General features: G+C 68.2%; 15 protein-coding genes. 9 read left to right on the top strand and 6 right to left on the bottom strand.

What is annotated here, in order from left to right; genetic code table 11:
* Positions 1 to 103: 103 nt before the first annotated feature.
* Complete coding sequence (locus tag U4Z31_RS16675; protein ID WP_044843047.1) at positions 104 to 316, bottom strand: hypothetical protein; 213 nt, start codon at positions 314 to 316, stop codon at positions 104 to 106.
* A 158-nt stretch (positions 317 to 474) separates the two neighbouring features.
* Positions 475 to 2658 carry an FUSC family protein gene (locus tag U4Z31_RS16670; protein WP_321810874.1) on the bottom strand — a complete coding sequence of 728 codons (2184 nt, stop codon included), beginning with the start codon at positions 2656 to 2658 and terminating at the stop codon, positions 475 to 477.
* 191 nt (positions 2659 to 2849) lie between these two features.
* Here U4Z31_RS16670 and U4Z31_RS16665 point away from each other — a divergent pair, with 191 nt between their 5' ends.
* On the top strand, positions 2850 to 3797 hold the full coding sequence (locus tag U4Z31_RS16665) for a LysR family transcriptional regulator (protein WP_321810873.1): 948 nt from the start codon (positions 2850 to 2852) through the stop codon (positions 3795 to 3797).
* Between the two features lie 149 nt (positions 3798 to 3946).
* Here the strand turns inward: U4Z31_RS16665 and U4Z31_RS16660 are convergent, their stop codons facing one another.
* Both U4Z31_RS16660 and U4Z31_RS16655 read right to left on the bottom strand, forming a co-directional pair.
* On the bottom strand, positions 3947 to 4249 hold the full coding sequence (locus U4Z31_RS16660; RefSeq protein ID WP_124484885.1) for a DUF4148 domain-containing protein: 303 nt from the start codon (positions 4247 to 4249) through the stop codon (positions 3947 to 3949).
* Between the two features lie 224 nt (positions 4250 to 4473).
* Positions 4474 to 5625, bottom strand: coding sequence for a porin (locus U4Z31_RS16655; RefSeq protein ID WP_321810872.1), 1152 nt, complete (start codon positions 5623 to 5625; stop codon positions 4474 to 4476).
* Positions 5626 to 5934: 309 nt separating this feature from the next.
* Here U4Z31_RS16655 and U4Z31_RS16650 point away from each other — a divergent pair, with 309 nt between their 5' ends.
* The 3 genes from U4Z31_RS16650 (at position 5935) to U4Z31_RS16640 (ending at position 9239) form a co-directional block, all read left to right on the top strand.
* Positions 5935 to 6399, top strand: coding sequence for a VOC family protein (locus U4Z31_RS16650; protein WP_321810871.1), 465 nt, complete (start codon positions 5935 to 5937; stop codon positions 6397 to 6399).
* A gap of 75 nt (positions 6400 to 6474) precedes the next feature.
* Complete coding sequence (codA, locus tag U4Z31_RS16645; RefSeq protein WP_321810870.1) at positions 6475 to 7716, top strand: cytosine deaminase; 1242 nt, start codon at positions 6475 to 6477, stop codon at positions 7714 to 7716.
* Positions 7717 to 7904: 188 nt separating this feature from the next.
* A complete protein-coding gene (locus tag U4Z31_RS16640; RefSeq protein ID WP_321810869.1) occupies positions 7905 to 9239 on the top strand; it encodes a chloride channel protein in 1335 nt (444 codons plus the stop codon).
* Positions 9240 to 9442: 203 nt separating this feature from the next.
* Here U4Z31_RS16640 and U4Z31_RS16635 read toward each other — a convergent pair whose 3' ends face one another.
* Complete coding sequence (locus U4Z31_RS16635; protein ID WP_321810868.1) at positions 9443 to 10234, bottom strand: IclR family transcriptional regulator; 792 nt, start codon at positions 10232 to 10234, stop codon at positions 9443 to 9445.
* Positions 10235 to 10394: 160 nt separating this feature from the next.
* Between U4Z31_RS16635 and U4Z31_RS16630 the strand changes: the two genes are divergently transcribed.
* The 5 genes from U4Z31_RS16630 (at position 10395) to U4Z31_RS16610 (ending at position 14787) form a co-directional block, all read left to right on the top strand.
* On the top strand, positions 10395 to 11171 hold the full coding sequence (locus tag U4Z31_RS16630; RefSeq protein WP_321810867.1) for an ABC transporter substrate-binding protein: 777 nt from the start codon (positions 10395 to 10397) through the stop codon (positions 11169 to 11171).
* 88 nt (positions 11172 to 11259) lie between these two features.
* On the top strand, positions 11260 to 11916 hold the full coding sequence (locus U4Z31_RS16625; RefSeq protein ID WP_059690035.1) for an amino acid ABC transporter permease: 657 nt from the start codon (positions 11260 to 11262) through the stop codon (positions 11914 to 11916).
* The gene (locus U4Z31_RS16620; protein ID WP_321810866.1) at positions 11913 to 12668 is read left to right on the top strand and encodes an amino acid ABC transporter ATP-binding protein; all 756 of its coding nucleotides are present in this window, start codon (positions 11913 to 11915) and stop codon (positions 12666 to 12668) included. Before U4Z31_RS16625 ends, U4Z31_RS16620 begins: the two co-directional genes overlap by 4 nt.
* Positions 12665 to 13975 carry an FAD-binding oxidoreductase gene (locus tag U4Z31_RS16615; protein WP_321810865.1) on the top strand — a complete coding sequence of 437 codons (1311 nt, stop codon included), beginning with the start codon at positions 12665 to 12667 and terminating at the stop codon, positions 13973 to 13975. Before U4Z31_RS16620 ends, U4Z31_RS16615 begins: the two co-directional genes overlap by 4 nt.
* Before the next feature lie 80 nt (positions 13976 to 14055).
* Positions 14056 to 14787: a class I SAM-dependent methyltransferase gene (locus U4Z31_RS16610; RefSeq protein WP_321810864.1), complete on the top strand. Its 732-nt coding sequence runs from the start codon at positions 14056 to 14058 to the stop codon at positions 14785 to 14787.
* Between the two features lie 24 nt (positions 14788 to 14811).
* Here U4Z31_RS16610 and U4Z31_RS16605 read toward each other — a convergent pair whose 3' ends face one another.
* Positions 14812 to 16230 carry a cytochrome-c peroxidase gene (locus U4Z31_RS16605; RefSeq protein WP_321810863.1) on the bottom strand — a complete coding sequence of 473 codons (1419 nt, stop codon included), beginning with the start codon at positions 16228 to 16230 and terminating at the stop codon, positions 14812 to 14814.
* Positions 16231 to 16234: the final 4 nt, after the last annotated feature.

The following is a 16234-nucleotide window of genomic DNA, read 5'->3' as shown; positions in this document are numbered from 1 at the left end:
GGGCAGGGTCGTTGCGGCGATCGGCCGGCTCGTCGTGCACGCGCGCAGGCGATACGTGCGATGCGGGCGCGGCGGGCCCGGCCGTGACGACGCGGCGTCATGCTCAGCTGCCGAAGTAGACGTTGCAGAAGCTGACGGGGCCCACGCATGCGTTCGGATCTTCCTGCTTCGATTGCGCACGATCGACGCGGCCCGAGGCCTGGACGGCTTCGGCGCGGTTCGCCGGTTGTTGCGCGACGTCGGCCGGCGCGCTCTGGGCGTGCGCGACGGCGGCGGTGAGCGACAGGGCAACGAGGGCGAGGTGCAGCGGCTTCATTTCGGTTTCTCCTGGGTCAGTGCCAGTCTCGCTGGCAGTGAGGAAACTATAGGCTCGCACTGCCTGGAAATTAATCACCGCGGGTGCAGAGCTTATTTCCAATCGGAACAAGGGTGACGTTGCGTACGCATCGATCTCCCGCCGACCCTCGTCGGCGCTCAATGACGATGGCGGTTGAACGGCGCATCCTTGTCCAGCAGCGCGCTGCGGATGAAGTGCAGGCAGCCGACGATGCGCTGCATGCGGTGGCGTTCGTCGGGCACCGCGTACCATGCGTGCAGCGTGTGCTGTGCGGCGCGAATCGACAGGTTCACCGACTTGAGCGTGCGCGCATGATGGCCGGGCGTCGGATCGTCGAAGAAGCGCGGCAGCTCGTGCAGCACCGCGTCAACCGAGGCGGTCCAGCGCAGCGTCTGCGGCGGTTTCGATTCGCAGAACCCGTGCAGCTCGTCGCGCAGGTCGATCACCGCATGGCCGACTTCGAGCGTCGACAGCATCCAGCGCAGCGCGTCGCGATGCTGCCGCGTGCGCTTGACGAGCAGCGTGCGCAGCTGCGCCATCAGGTCGTGCGTGCTCGACTGGAAGCGCGCGGCGAGCCCGTCGCGCGCGCCTTCGCACGCGAACGTGACCTGGCGGCGCAGGTCGTGCGCGATCCGCGACGTGAGCCACGGCATGTGGGTCGGAAACACCACGGCGAACACGATCGAGCACGCGAGCATCGCGACGACGACGGCGAAGCCGTTGTTGATCAGCACCTCGGGCGTATACGCGATCGCGTTGTCGGGGCCCGCGAGCAGGCAGAAGAACACCGCGAAGCCGATCCCGTAGCCCGACAGGCCCGGGCGCATCGCGAGAAACGCGCCGAGGCCGAGCACCGGCGCGAGTGCAGCGCACAGCAGCGGAAAACCGTCGATGTTCGGATAGACGTAACAGAGGAACACGTAGCCGACGGCCGTCGCGAACGCCGCGCCGACGCCCATCTGCGCGACGAACTTCGGTGCGCGCGGCGACGTCGAGCTCAGCGCGCACGCGATCGCGGTGGCAATCACGGCGAGTGAGCCGCTCGGCCATTCGGACGTGAGCCAGAACGCGCTCATCGCGCCGACGGCGACGAGCGTGCGCAGGAACGCGAAGCCGACGAAGAACGAATTGGTCTTCACCGCGTAGTGCGTGACCGAGCGTTCGAACGCGTGATCGTCGCGATCGAGCGACGCGTTGGTGTCGGCGTAGCCGAGATACTCGCCGATGAAGCGATACATCAGCTCGATCGCGGTATCGAAGTCGAGCAGGCCGCCGGCCGCGTGATCCTCGACCGCGCGACGCGATGCGCGCGCGGCCTTCGGCAACGCGGCGTGAAAGCGGCGCAGTTCGAGCAATGCGCCGGTGGTCGACGCGATGCCGCGCTGCCGCTCGTCGCGCAATGCGGTGATCCGCTGCGCGAGCGCATCGATGTGCGGCGCGAGTGCGTCGAGCACCGCGTCCGACCGGTTTGCGCGCAGGCGTTTGACGAGCTGGTGCAGCGCATGCAGGCGCGTGCACGCATTCATGAACTCGCTGTTGAGCCGCGCGAGCCGGCGGCTGCGCGCGCGAATGTGCGGATCCTCGAAAGACGCGAACGCGCGGTTGGCCTCGAACCCGACGATCTCGTCGACGAAATCGGCGAAGCGCCGCTCGAAGTCGCCGCGCGCGAGGTCGCCCGACAGCGCGCCGGCCGCGAATGCCGCGAACTTCACATGACGCGCGCTCAGCGAGCGCATCAGCGCTTTCGCGGAACTGAGCGGCAGGATCAGCGCGCTGACCGCGCCGGAGCATGCGATGCCGAGCGCGACTTCCGCGGCGCGCGTGAGCGCGGACTGGAACAGCGTCTGCGGCGTCATCACCGCGGGCAGGCCGATCAGTGCGGCGGTGTAGCCGGCGAGCACGAACCCGTACCAGCGGAAATGGCGGTTGCGCACCGCGAGCGCGATGCAGCCGCCGACCCACAGCGTGATGCCGGCCATGTACAGCTCCGGCTGCTGCGCGAACAGCCCGCCGAGCGCGAGCGCGGCGACGAGGCCGGCCGCCGTGCCGAGCATGCGGTAGAAGCTCTTCGCGAACACCATCCCCGACAGCGGCTGCATCAGCACGAACACGGTCGTCATCGCCGTGCGCGGCTGCGACATCTCGAGGCGCATCGCGATCCCCATCGCGAGCAGCGCGGCGAGCACGGTCTTGGCGAGGTGCAGCCAGATCAGCCCGTCGGTCGCGGCCCAGTCGCGCGCGGTGCCGCCGAGCGGATCGAGCCAGGTTCTCCATCGTGCCGGTTCGATGGCAGGTCGCTCGATCGCAGGTTGTGGCTTCATGAAAAAAAGCGGGGCGCGTGCGGTGCCGCGGCGCGTCCGGACGGGTCCGTTCGACTGGTGAGGCGCCGATTGTAGGAGTGCGGCGCGCGGGCATTAACGCAGCTACGGGGAAACGATAGTTGCAGGCCGCGTAACAATCTGTCGCACCCGCTGGAGGAAAATAGCGGCTCCGCTACAGGTGGCTCACAGGAATGGATACCCTACAAAACATGCGGGTGTTTACGCGCGTCGTCGAGACGGGCAGTTTCACCGCGGCCGCGCAATCGCTGAATTCGACGACCGGCGCGATGTCGCGCGCGGTGTCGGAACTCGAGGCGCGCCTGCGCACCCGTCTGATGAATCGCTCGACGCGCCGCCTCGCGCTGACGTCGGCCGGCGAAAGCTATCTGCGGCGCTGCCGCCAGATTCTTGCCGACGTCGATCGCGCCGAGGAGGAGGCGAGTTGCGCGCACGAACGGCCGTCCGGCGTGCTGCGCATGCACAGCTTCGCGAGCGTCGGCCATCACTATGTGATGCCCGCGCTCACGCGCTACCACACGCAATATCCGGACGTGTCGATCGAGTTGTCGCTGTCGCAGCGCATGCCCGACCTGTTCGACGGCACGAGCGACATGGCGGTCGTGACCGCATCGTCGCTGCCCGACTCGGAGCTCGTGTCGCACCTGCTCGGCTCGACCTTCAGCATCCTGTGCGCGTCGCCCGAGTACGTGAAGCGCCACGGCGCGCCGGTCCGCCCGCAGGATCTCGGCGCGCACGCGTGCCTGACACTTTGCACGCCGGCGTTCCCGACCCACGAATGGGTGCTCGAAGGCGCCGACGGCATCGAGCAGATCCATGTCACCGGGCCGGTGCAGACCAATACGGCCGAGTCGCTCGCGCTCGCGATCCGCGACGGTATCGGGATCGGCATGCTGCCGCTGTATGCGGCGATCGACGCGCTGCAGGACGGTACGCTCGTGCGGGTGCTGCCCGGGCACATCCTGCAGAAGATGAACGTGTATGCGCTGTATCCGTCGCGCCGCTTCATCGACGCGAAGGTGCGCACCTGGGTCGAGATGCTGCGTGCGCAGGTGCCGGGGATGATTGCCCGCGACGTCGAGATGCTGAACGCGATCGACCGCGAGCCGCAGGCTGCCTGATCAGGCAGCCCGAGCGCGAATCCAAGACGAGATGGCCGCGTGCCGGACGGCACGCTGTCCGGCCGCATCCATCGTGACGGACCGGTTCGCGCGATTTCCGCCGCGCCCGCAGGACACATGTCACGCGGGTGCGGCGTTGCTGCGTGTCTTCACAGCGCGGGCTTTGCCGCCACGCCCGATTCCGTTGCGCCCGCACCGGCCGGGCCATATGCGCGTTGCGCGGCCTTGTGCTCGGCGAGCCGTTTTGCTGCCAGGCGTTCCTGCGCGGCCATGATGTCGTCCGGATAGTTGCCGGCGTCGCCGAGCGACGGGTTGTAGCCGACCGATTCGAGGTCGTAGAGCTCCTGCAGCACCTGGGCGCGCGTGACGGGCGCCTTGGCGGACTGAGCGAACGACAGGGCCGGTGCGGCAAGCAGGACGGCGGCGGCGGCGGTAACGACGAGCGATTTCACGATGTTCTCCAGTAGACGGGGTGTGCGGCCGGTCCGGTGATCGACGCGCGATCCGAACCGTCGATGCCAGTCTATGCAGCACACGCGCGCACAAAAACCCCGATTCCGGGCAGGCAGCTTTCCAGATGGAACAACATTGGTGCAGGTCGCCCACAGCGCCCGTCGCCCGTCCGCCAGGACAGGGTCCCGGCGGACGGGCGACGGGCGCTCACGCGGCGCGGAACTCAGAACCGCGTGCGCATGCCGATCGTGCCGACGATCTGGTTCGCGGTGCTCGAGGCGCCGCCCGACGTGTTGATGAAGGCGTGGTAGCCGCGGCCTGACGCGTGCTGGTACATCGCTTCCGCGTACAGGTCGGTGCGGCGCGACAGCTTGTACACGGCCTGCAGGTCGACCTGGTGCCACTTCGGATCGGTGCCGTGCTTGCTGTCCGGGTTCGACACGCTGGCGTCCGTGTACACGTAGGCCGCGCCGAGGCTGACGGCCGGCGTCACCGCATAGCGCACGTTCACGTCGTAGTTGTTGAACGCGACCTGGCCGGTGGAACCGAACGAGCCCGAGTTGTCGTACTGGGAGCGCGTATAGACGAAGCCGACCGTCGCCGGACCGAACACGTAGCTGACACCGCCGCCGTACGAGCGCATGCGGTCCGCGCCCACCGACCAGCCGCCCTGGCTCACGCTCTTCGCTTCGGCCACGTCGGTCGCGCCCGGGCTCGCGCTCGTCGAGCCCTTCGTGCCGTTCATCTGCAGGTACGCGCCGGCCAGCTTCAGCGGGCCGTTCGTGTAGCTCGCCGCGACGCTGTACGCGCGGTTGCCGGCGAAGTTCGTGGAGTTCGAGAAGCCGTACAGCGCGCCGACCTTGAAGCCCGCGATCGTGTCGCTCGTGTACTTCACCGCGTTGTTGATGCGCACCGAGTGGTTCAGGTTGTCGTTGTCGAACGGATGCGCGAAGCCGGTATCGCCGAAGTCGCCGGCCGTCGCGGACAGCGGCGCGACGAAGTCGACCATCGTGTCGTACTGGCGGCCGAGCGTCAGCGTGCCGTAGCCGCTGCTGGTCAGGCCGACATACGCGTGGCGGCCGAACAGCTTGCCGTCCTGCCCGAGCGCGCCGTTGTTCACGTTGAAGCCGTTCTCCAGGACGAACAGCGCCTTCAGGCCGCCGCCGAGATCTTCCGTGCCGCGCAGGCCGAAGCGGCTGCCGTTGACCGTGCCGGAGGTCATGCGCCACAGCGATGCGCCGCCGGCGTTGTTGGTGTACGCGATGCCGGCGTCGATCAGGCCGTACAGCGTGACCGAGCTCTGGGCGTGCGCGAGCGGGGCGAAGAGTGCGGCGGCCGATGCGGCGGCAATCAGGGTTTTGTTCGTTTTGTGCATGTAACAGCTCCTGCTGTGTGGGACGGGTGACCAAAGTTCGGCGCAAGTGTAGTGGCGGGGTCGCGCGATTCCGGCCGCAGGCGCGCGAGTACACCGTTGCGAGCTGCGCAAGAGTGCGTCACACGGCGTTCACAAATCGGTCCGGAGGCCGGACGGCGTGCGTTTTCGCCGATGGCGCGACGCGAGCGGTCGGGCGGCCGCGCATGCCGTGTCGCGCATTGACAACACGCGCGTCGCCGGCGCGGGAGTTGATCGCCGCGCCGCGCGCGTGGAGAATGGGCAGACCATTGCCGAGATCCGGAGCCCCCGATGACCACGCCGCGCCGTCCTTCCTTGAGTGCCGCGCTGTGCTACCGCGACCCGAATGCCGCGCTCGCATGGCTCGAACGCGCATTCGGCTTCGAGCGCGCGCTGGTCGTCACCACGCCGGAAGGCGACATCGCGCACGCCGAAATGAGATTCGGCGACGGTCTCGTCATGATCGGCGGCGCGTGGGCCGACTTCATCGCGTCGCCGCAGGACACGGGCGACCGGAACACGCAGCACGTCCACGTGCATCTTCCCGACGACGCCGACATCGACGCGCACTGCGAACGCGCACGTGCGGCCGGCGCGGAGATCCTGCAGGCGCCGGCCGACCAGTTCTACGGCGATCGCATGTATCGCGCGCGCGATCCCGGCCGGCACGTGTGGACGTTCGGCAAGCACGTGCGCGACGTGACGAACGACGAGATGAGCGCGGCGACCGGCCTGGCGATCGAGGCTTTCAAATAAGCGCGGCACGCATCGCAGGAGCCGGTTTTTCCCCACCACGCGGCGCGCTGACGCCGCATGACGCCTGGACCCACCATGAACCTCTTCAATGCACGCCTGCGCGGCCGCGACGGGCTGTTCACGATCGGCATCGACGGCGACCGGATCGCGCGGATCGACGCGCAGGCCGCGCCGGTCACATCGGTTGGCGCCGGCGATGTCGATGCGGGCGGCCGTCTCGCAATTCCGCCGCTCGTCGAACCGCATATCCATCTCGATGCGGTGCTCACGGCCGGCGAGCCGGCCTGGAACATGAGCGGCACGCTGTTCGAGGGCATCGAGCGCTGGTCCGAGCGCAAGGCGACGATCACGCACGAGGACACGAAGGCGCGCGCGCATGCGGCGATCGGCATGCTGCGCGATCACGGCATCCAGCACGTGCGCACCCACGTCGACGTCACCGATCCGACGCTGGCCGCGCTGAAGGCGATGCTCGAAGTGAAGGACGAGGCGCGCGGGCTGATCGACCTGCAGATCGTCGCGTTTCCGCAGGAAGGCATCGAGTCGTTCGACGGCGGCCGCGCGCTGATGGCGCAGGCGATCGAACTCGGCGCGGACGTCGTCGGCGGGATCCCGCATTTCGAGAACACGCGCGAGCAGGGCGTCAGCTCGATCCGCTTCCTGATGGAGCTGGCCGAGCGCACTGGCTGCCTCGTCGACGTGCACTGCGACGAGACCGACGATCCGCATTCGCGCTTTCTGGAAGTCCTCGCGGAAGAGGCGCGCGTGCGCGGCATGGGCGCGCGCGTGACCGCGAGCCACACGACCGCGATGGGCTCGTACGACAACGCGTATTGCTCGAAGCTGTTCCGGCTGCTGAAGCGCGCGGGCCTGAACTTCGTGTCATGCCCGACCGAGAGCATTCATCTGCAGGGGCGCTTCGACACGTTTCCGAAGCGGCGCGGGCTCACGCGCGTAGCGGAACTCGATCGCGCGGGCCTGAACGTGTGCTTCGGACAGGATTCGATCAAGGATCCCTGGTATCCGCTCGGCAACGGCAACATCCTGCGCGTGCTCGACGCCGGCCTGCACATCTGCCACATGATGGGCTACCAGGACCTGCAGCGCTGCCTCGACTTCGTGACCGATCACAGCGCGACGACGATGCATCTCGGCGACGGCTACGGGATCGCGGTCGGGCGGCCGGCGAACCTGGTCGTGCTCGATGCCGACAGCGACTATGAAGCCGTGCGCCGGCAGGTGAAGGCCACGCTGTCGGTGCGCCACGGGAAGGTGATCATGCGGCGCGAGCCGGAGCGCGTCACGTATCCGGAGTGACGCGGCTGCGGCGACGGCGGCGCACGGCGGCACGCCCCGTCGGGAACTGCCGTCTTTCTTGTATGCGCTGAATGCATGAGTTGATCAGAAAAATACGTTTGTCTCATGAGAGATCGACGCCTACGATGCGGTCCTGACGGCGGCGTGCATGGTGCGCGCCGTCTTGTCGATCATCGTCCGCCGACCTCATGCGCCTCGATCTCCCGTCTGCTCCCGTGTCTTCCTCGCCGTCCGCCAGTCCGTTCGCGCGGATGGCTGCCGTCACGATCCTGACCGGCGTCGGCGCGGGCGTCGGCGGGATGCTGCTCGCGCTGCTGCTGCACGCGATCCAGCACGTCGCGTACGGCTACAGCCTCGCGCACGTGGTCGGCACCGAGAGCTTCCTTACCGGCGTGAGCCAGGCCGACGCGCAGCGCCGGCTCGCGGTGCTCGTCGTCTGCGGGCTCGTCGCGGGCGGCGGCTGGTGGGCGCTGTACCGCTATGGCCGGCCGCTCGTCAGCATCCGCCGTGCGGTGCGTGCCGCCGATCCGCGGATGCCGTTCGTCAGCACGACGGTGCACGCGCTGCTGCAGATCGTCACCGTCGCGCTCGGTTCGCCGCTCGGCCGCGAAGTCGCGCCGCGCGAGATCGGCTCGCTGCTGGCCGGGCAGCTCGCGCACCGCGCGGGGTTGACGCCCGCCGACTGCCGGCTGATGGTCGCGTGCGGTGCGGGTGCCGGGCTCGCCGCCGTCTACAACGTGCCGCTCGGCGGTGCGGTGTTCGTGCTCGAAGTGCTGCTCGGCACGTTCGAACTGCGCGCGCTGGTGGTCGCCGTCGTCACGTCGGCGATCGCGGCGGCCGTCGCATGGATCGGGCTCGGCAACGAACATCAGTACACGGTGCCTGCGTTCGTGCTGAGCACGCCGCTCGTCGCGTGGTCGATCGTCTGCGGACCGCTGTTCGGTTTCGCCGCGTACGGCTTCGTGCGGCTCACGAGCCGCGCACGGGCGGATGCGCCGAAGGGCCGGCTGCTGCCGGTGCTCGCGCTGGTCAATTTTGCGGTGATCGGCGTGCTGGCGATGCGCTTTCCGCAACTGCTCGGCAACGGCAAGGGGCCGGCTTCGATGGGCTTCGACGGCACGCTGACGATCGGGCTCGCGGCGACGCTGCTCGTGCTGAAGGTGGCGATCGAGGCGGGCAGCCTGCGCGCGGGGGCGGAGGGCGGGCTGCTGACGCCCGGTCTCGCGAACGGCGCGCTGCTCGGCGTCGTGCTCGGCGGGCTGTGGAGCCTCGTGTGGCCGGGCGCGTCGATCGGCGGATGCGCGCTGGTCGGCGCGACCGCGTTCCTCGCCGCGTCGATGCAGATGCCGATCACGGCCGTCGTGCTGCTGCTCGAATTCACGCGCGCGAATCACGACAGCCTGGTGCCGATGCTGCTGGCCGTGGCGGGCTCGCTGGTTGCGTACCGGTTCGCGCAGTGGGTGGTGGAGGGGCGGATGGGGGCGGTCGCGGCCGTCGCCACGCCGGTGACGGCGACCCGGTAGCCCTCCTCGGCACAGGCTGCGGCGCGCGGGCTGCGCCGCTGAAGTGCATCGATCTATATCACGGCAAGGAACGGGACGCCGCCGCGAAGCAGCACGTATTACGCCCGAACAGCACCTATCGGATCGAGCATTCGCCGAAGCCGCAGTAGCGATAAGACGCCGTTGCGCAATGCAACGGCGCGCCGTATGCCGTTTCGCCGACGCTATTCAAGCGTCCGGATCGAATTGCTGATTCCGCGTGCGCAGTCGATCACCGCTGGCGCGAGCTTGCGGCGCGCATCGTCGAACGTCCAGCGGCTCGTCGGCGCGACCACGTGCACGGCCGCGACCGGCTGCCCCTGGCTGCCGAGCACGGGCGCGGCAATCGACATGTCCCCGATGAACAGTTCTTCCTGGTTGGTCGCGTAGCCTTCGCGCCGTGCACCGTCGAGCAATGCGACGAGCTCGTCGAGCGCCGTGACCGTACGCGGCGTATGCGGCGTACGCACCATGCCGTCGAGCCGCACACGCGCTTCTTCCGGCGGCAACGCGCTCAGGAACGCACGGCCACTGCCAGTGCAGTACATCGGGATACGGCTGCCGATCGGCATGTGGATCGGCACGAACTTCGTCGATACGAAACGCGCGACGTAGACCATTTCGTCGTCGTCCGGCTCGGTGAGATTGGTGGTCTCGCCGGTCAGGTTCGTGAGCTCGGACAGGAACGGATTCGCGACGTCGATCAACGTATCGGCCGCGAGATAGTTGAAGCCGATCCGCATCACGTGCGGCGTGAGCTGAAAACGCCGCGTGATCGGATGCTTGCGGATGTAACCGAGCTGCTCGAGCGTATAGACCATCCGCTGCGCGGAGCTTTTCGTGATCCCTGCCGCGTCGGCCACTTCCGCCAGCGTCATCGTGCGCCGCTTCGCGCTGAACGCGCGCAGCACGTTGAGCCCTTTTTCCAGCGACTGATTGAACAGCAGATCGTTTGATTGATCGGATGACGTTTCCATGGCGAGGGGCGTGATCGATTCGATATCGCATCCTATCGTATCGAATATCGATACACAAAAATCTTTTCGCGATATTTTTGATTCGTTTTAAGATCGGGTCATCGTCGCAGTGTCGATCAGCGGCCGGCCGACGCACCGGGTTAATCGAGAAGGAGACGTCATGGTTTCGTTCATCAAGCGGTTCGGCGCACTGGCCGCCGGTTTCGCCACCTGTATCGCACTCTCGACGGCTTCTGCGAGCGCCGTTGCGGCCGAGCCCACGCTGAAGGTCGGCGCGACGGCCACCGGCGTGCCGTTCACGTTTCTCGACGTCAAGAGCAATTCGATCCAGGGGATGATGGTCGATGCGATCACCGCGGCCGGGAAGTCGGCCGGGTTTCGCGTCGACGTGCAGCAGACCGTGTTCTCGGCGCTGATCCCGTCGCTCACCACGCAGAAGATCGACATCATCTCGGCCGCGATGCTGAAGACGCCGGCGCGCCAGCAGGTCGTCGATTTCTCCGACACCGTCTACTCGTTCGGCGAAGGCCTGATCGTGAAGGCTGACGATCCGGGCCGCTATACGTCGATGGACGATTTCAACGGGCAGGTGGTCGGCGCGCAGGTCGGCACCGCGTTCGTCGATGCGCTCAACAAGAAGGGCATCTTCAAGGAAGTCCGGACCTATGATTCGATCGCCGACATCATGCGCGACGTCGCACTCGGGCGCATCAAGGCCGGCTTCGCCGACCAGCCGATCGTCGCGTACCAGATCGAGCACGGCGTCAATCGCCAGGTGCGGCTCGTGCCGGAATACCAGAGCGTGGTGAAGGGGCAGGTCTGCTTCATCGTGCGCAAAGGCGACACCGCGACGCTCGAACAGCTCAACGGCGCGATCCGCAAGATGAAGAGCGACGGCACGCTGCAGCAGATCCTGCAGAAGTGGCACATGAGCTGAGCACCGGCGCCCGATTCCCGTCCGGCATCGCCCGCGCGTCGCGGGCATCCACCGCGGCGCGCCGTTCGGGCGTCGCATAGGAGACCTCATGTTTTTTCAGAACGCGATCGATTTCCTGCCGATCCTGCTGAAGGGCGCGGTGATCACCGTCGAGATCACGGCATGCGCGTTCGTGCTCAGCTCGGTGCTCGGACTGATCCTCGCGCTGATGAAAGTGTCGCGCAACCGGGCGGTGTCGACGGCCGGCAGCACGATCGTCAACGTGATCCGCGGGCTGCCGATCATCGTGCAGCTGTTCTACATGTACTTCGTGCTGCCCGATCTCGGCGTGCAACTGTCGGCGTTCCAGGCCGGCGTGCTCGGCCTTGGCATCGCGTATTCGGCGTACCAGGCCGAGAACTTCCGCGCCGGCATCGAGGCGATCGATCGCGGCCAGATCGAAGCCGCGCACGCAATCGGCATGCGCGGCCCGATGATCATGCGGCGCGTGGTGCTGCCGCAGGCGTTCCGCATCGCGCTGCCGCCGTACGGCAATACGCTCGTGATGTTGCTGAAGGATTCATCGGTCGCGTCGACGATCACGGTCGCGGAAATCACGCGCGCCGGCCAACTGATCGCGTCGTCGACGTTCCAGAACATGAGCGTCTACACGCTCGTCGCGCTGCTGTATCTCGCGCTCGGCCTGCCGCTGATGTTCGGCGTGAACCGGCTCGGCAAGCGGCTCGCACTGAGGAGGGGCGCATGATCACGATCGATTCGATACACAAGCGGTTTCAGCAACACGCGGTGCTGAAGGGCGTGAGCCTCGACGTGCAGCAGGGTGAAGTCGTGTGCCTGATCGGGCCGTCCGGTTCCGGCAAGTCGACCGTGCTGCGCTGTATCAACGGTTTCGAGACCTACGACGAAGGGTCGATCACGATCGACGGCGTGAAGGTCGACGCACATTCGAAGCGCATCCACGAGCTCCGGATGCGCGTCGGCATGGTGTTCCAGCGCTTCAATCTGTTCGCGCACCGCACGGCGCTCGAGAACGTGATGGAAGGGCCGGTGCACGTGCGTCGTAGGCCGGCCGCGCAAGCGCGCGAGCAGGCCCGCGCGCTGCTCGACAAGGTCGGGCTCGCGCACCGGATGAATGCGTATCCGTCGGAGCTGTCGGGCGGCCAGCAGCAGCGCGTCGCGATCGCACGCGCGCTCGCGATGGAGCCGCAGGCGATCCTGTTCGACGAGCCGACGTCGGCGCTCGACCCCGAACTCGTCGGCGAAGTGCTCGGCGTGATGCGCGGGCTCGCCCGCGACGGAATGACGATGGTGGTCGTCACGCACGAGATGGCGTTCGCACGCGAGGTGGCCGATCGCGTGTGCTTCCTCCACGACGGCACCATCTGCGAAAGCGGGTCGGCGCGCGCCGTGCTGACGCAGCCGACGCATCCCCGCACGCAGGAATTCCTGCGCCGCCTGCTGGCGTCGGACGGCGCCGACAACCCGGATCGAACATGAGTGCAACGAACGCGGCACCCGGACGGCCCGACTCGCCGTGGCCGGATTCGCTATGGGCGGCGACCGCCGCGCCGGCACCCGATACGCCCGCGCTCGACGCGTCCGTGTCGTGCGACGTGGCGATCGTCGGCGCCGGCTTCACGGGCCTGTCGACCGCACTTCACCTGGCCGAGCGCGGCGTGAACGTTCGCGTGATCGACGGCGCGCAGCCGGGCTGGGGCGCGTCGGGCCGCAACGGCGGGCAGGTGATTCCCGGGCTGAAATACGACCCGGACGAACTGGTGCGCCGGTTCGGCGATACGGCCGGCGAGCAGCTTGCCGGCATCGTCGGCGGCGCGGCCGACACCGTGTTCGACCTGATCGCGCGGCATGCGATCGACTGCGATGCGCGTCGCCACGGCTGGATCCAGCCGGCGCCGACCGCCGCGATGCTCGACACGGTCGCACGCCGGGCGCAGCAATGGGCCGCGCGCGGTGCACCGGTCGAGGTGCTCGGCCGCGACGACGTCGCGCGACGGCTCGGCACGCATGCGTATGCGGGTGGCTGGATCGATCGCCGCGCGGGCAGCGTGCAGCCGCTCAGCTATACGCGCGGCCTGGTGCGCGCCGCGCAGGCGAGCGGGGCCGTCGTGCACGGCTCGACCCGCGCCGTCGGGCTGACGCGCGTCGACGGCCGCTGGCGGATCGCGACGTCGGGCGGCGCGACGCTGTCCGCCCAGCGCGTCGTGATCGCGACCAACGGCTACACGGACGGGCTGTGGCCCGGCTTGCGCCAGTCGGTGATCGCCGCGAACAGTTTCATCGTCGCGACGGAACCGCTCGCGCCGGAGCTTGGTCGCGACATCCTCGCCGGCGGCGAAGTCGCATCGGATGCGCGGCGTCTGCTGCTGTATTTCCGCCGTGACGCCGCCGGGCGCCTGCTGATGGGCGGCCGCGGCCCGTTCGCCGAACCGCGTGCGCCGGGCGACTGGCGCCATCTCGAGCGCGCGACGACGCTGCTCTATCCGCAACTGAAGGGCGTCCGGTTCGAATACCGCTGGGCGGGGCGCGTCGCGATCACCGCGGATTTCCTGCCGCACGTGCACGAGCCCGCGCCGGGCGTGACGATCGCGCTCGGCTACAACGGTCGCGGTATCGCGATGGCGACGACGCTCGGCAAACATCTGGCCGCGCATCTGTCGGGCGATGCGCAACTGCCGCTGCCGTTCCGGGTCACGCCGATCCGACCGATTCCATTGCACGGGCTGCAGCGCTTCTATATCGCGGCCGGGGTCGCCTGGTATCGTCTGCTCGACAGCCTGTCCTGACGCCGGCGCGAGGGGCGGGTCGCCATCCATCGTTCGATCGGGCAGAATCGGCCTGCCGCCTTTCCCCCGACGGACGCCGCATGACCGACCCGACCGAACCTCCCGCCCGCCGCGCTTACGCGAGCTTCGCGCAACGCTACGCGGACATCGCGCCGACCAAGGCGCACAACGCACTCTACGAGCGTCCGGCAACGATGGCGCTGCTCGGCGACGTCGACGGCCTGACGGTGCTCGACGCCGGCTGCGGGCCCGGCATCTGCAGCGCGCATCTCGCGCGCCACGGCGCGACCGTCCACGCATTCGACATCACGCCCGAGATGGTCGCGCTCGCGCAAACGCGCTGCGCAGGCCTCACGGTCGACGTCGTGGAGGGCGACCTGGAGGTGCCGCTCGCGTGGCTGCCCGACGCGTCGTTCGACAAGATCCTGTGCTCGCTCGCGCTCGACTACGTGCGCGACCTCGCACCGACGCTGCGTGAATTCAGACGCGTCGCACGGCCCGGCGGGACGCTCGTGTTCTCGATGGCGCACCCGATGCGCGACTGGATGGACGAGCGTACACGCGGGGGCGCCACGTACTTCGATACGAGCCGTTTCGGCTTCCACTGGTCGGGTTTCGGCGAACCGAAGCCCTATGTCGAAGCGTGGCGCCGGCCGCTTGCCGACATCCTGAACGCGCTCGCCGACGCCGGCTGGCGGCTCGACCGGTTCGTCGAACCGACGCCGCTGCCCGAGATGAAGGCCGTGTCGGAGCGGCTCCATGCGGAGCTGTCGCTGGCGCCGGCGTTCCTCTGCATCCGCGCGCAGCGCTGACCAAAAGCGGCGGCGGGCCAGCCGTCAGCGTGCCGGCTCGTCGGTCAGCGTGCCGAGAAACGCTTCGATATCCTTGATGTCCTGCTCGGTCATCGCGGGCTGGTCGCCGGGCTTGCGATCGAACGGCGCATCCGTCACGTCGACGTTCGCGCGGTACTTCGCCGGGATGTCGTCGTACACGTCGACCTTGCCGTCCGCGCCGCGCGGATAGAACTTCTGCGGCGAGATGCTGCGTTCGTTGTAGAACGCCATCACCTGGTCGAGCGTATGGAACACGCCGTTGTGGAAGAACACGTGGCGCGTCGCCGCGTTGCGCAGCGTCGGCGTGAGGAACATCGCGCAGTATTGCGTCTGGTCCTTCAGGTCCGCGCGGAACGGCCCGCACACGCCGAGATCGAAGAACGCCGGGTTGCGGTTCTGCGCGAGCGCCTTGTTGCGCGGCGCGCCGAGCGCCTCGTACTGGTAGTCGGTAAACATCGGCGGCAAGCCGTCCTTGCCGGGCTTCGACAGGTGGCAGCCCGCGCAATTCGCCTTGTCCGGATCGTTGAAGAGCTTCAGCCCGCGCAACTCGGCCTGCGTGAGGCGCGCGCGGCCTTCGAGCCAGCGATCGTACTTGCTGCTGTACGGATGGAACGACGGATCCTCGACCTGATAGCGCGCGATCGCGAACATCGCCTCCGACACCGCGAGCTGCGGCGTGGAGAACACGCGTGGCCCGAACAGCTGCTCGAACTGCGCGCGATCCGGCGACTGCGCGAGCTTGCGCACGACGTCGTCGATGCTCGCATTGGCCATCTCGACCGGATTCAGCAGCGGCCCGAACGCTTGCTGCTGCAACGTATCGGCGCGGCCGTCCCAGAACATCCCGCCTTGCGGCACGAGCTGCGGCGCGGCCGACGTGCCGGCCACCTTCTGCGCCTTGACTACGCCGGCCGCGGATGCCGCCTGCTGCGCGACGCTCGGCGCGGCGTCGTTTTCGCCGGCATCGGGGCCGATGCTGAAGTTGGGCTGGCGATACAGGTACATCAGCGACGGCGGCGGGCGGTAGCCCTGCTGCGTCATCGCGAGGCCGCCCGGCTGCACGTCGAGCCCGTTCGGCGGCCCGTACGCATGATTGGGGCTGTGGCACGACGCGCACGACTGCTTGCCGGATGCCGACAGCGACGGATCGGCAAACAGCGCGCGCCCGAGCTGTGCGACCGCCGACAACGGCTGCGCGGCTGGGCGCTGCAGTACGACCGGATGCGGATTCGCACCCGTCCAGTCGGCGACGACGTCGCCGATCGCCGCCGGCGTACGGGCCGGAAACGCGATCGCGAATGCGCCATAAGCGAACACGGCCGCGCCGAGCACGAACGCCGCGCGGCGCAGCACGCGGGCAGGGGAACGCGGCGCGGCGCCGCCGGATGCGTCGGGAGACGGGAACGCGGGACGAGCTGTCATGCTG

This window comes from Burkholderia sp. BCC1985, from assembly GCF_905339915.1.
In the GTDB taxonomy this organism is placed as follows: Bacteria; Pseudomonadota; Gammaproteobacteria; order Burkholderiales; family Burkholderiaceae; genus Burkholderia.
Note: the sequence above shows the minus strand (reverse complement) of the source record. Positions and strands in the feature narration are given on the sequence as shown.

Coding starts and splice junctions, on each gene's coding strand:
- U4Z31_RS16650 (WP_321810871.1), top strand. CDS start 5,935: ATGACCACGCCGCGCCGTCCTTCCTTGAGTGCCGCGCTGTGCTACCGC.
- U4Z31_RS16605 (WP_321810863.1), bottom strand. CDS start 16,230: ATGACAGCTCGTCCCGCGTTCCCGTCTCCCGACGCATCCGGCGGCGCC.
- U4Z31_RS16630 (WP_321810867.1), top strand. CDS start 10,395: ATGGTTTCGTTCATCAAGCGGTTCGGCGCACTGGCCGCCGGTTTCGCC.
- U4Z31_RS16665 (WP_321810873.1), top strand. CDS start 2,850: ATGGATACCCTACAAAACATGCGGGTGTTTACGCGCGTCGTCGAGACG.
- codA (WP_321810870.1), top strand. CDS start 6,475: ATGAACCTCTTCAATGCACGCCTGCGCGGCCGCGACGGGCTGTTCACG.
- U4Z31_RS16610 (WP_321810864.1), top strand. CDS start 14,056: ATGACCGACCCGACCGAACCTCCCGCCCGCCGCGCTTACGCGAGCTTC.
- U4Z31_RS16640 (WP_321810869.1), top strand. CDS start 7,905: ATGCGCCTCGATCTCCCGTCTGCTCCCGTGTCTTCCTCGCCGTCCGCC.
- U4Z31_RS16655 (WP_321810872.1), bottom strand. CDS start 5,625: ATGCACAAAACGAACAAAACCCTGATTGCCGCCGCATCGGCCGCCGCA.
- U4Z31_RS16620 (WP_321810866.1), top strand. CDS start 11,913: ATGATCACGATCGATTCGATACACAAGCGGTTTCAGCAACACGCGGTG.
- U4Z31_RS16670 (WP_321810874.1), bottom strand. CDS start 2,658: ATGAAGCCACAACCTGCGATCGAGCGACCTGCCATCGAACCGGCACGA.
- U4Z31_RS16625 (WP_059690035.1), top strand. CDS start 11,260: ATGTTTTTTCAGAACGCGATCGATTTCCTGCCGATCCTGCTGAAGGGC.
- U4Z31_RS16635 (WP_321810868.1), bottom strand. CDS start 10,234: ATGGAAACGTCATCCGATCAATCAAACGATCTGCTGTTCAATCAGTCG.
- U4Z31_RS16615 (WP_321810865.1), top strand. CDS start 12,665: ATGAGTGCAACGAACGCGGCACCCGGACGGCCCGACTCGCCGTGGCCG.
- U4Z31_RS16675 (WP_044843047.1), bottom strand. CDS start 316: ATGAAGCCGCTGCACCTCGCCCTCGTTGCCCTGTCGCTCACCGCCGCC.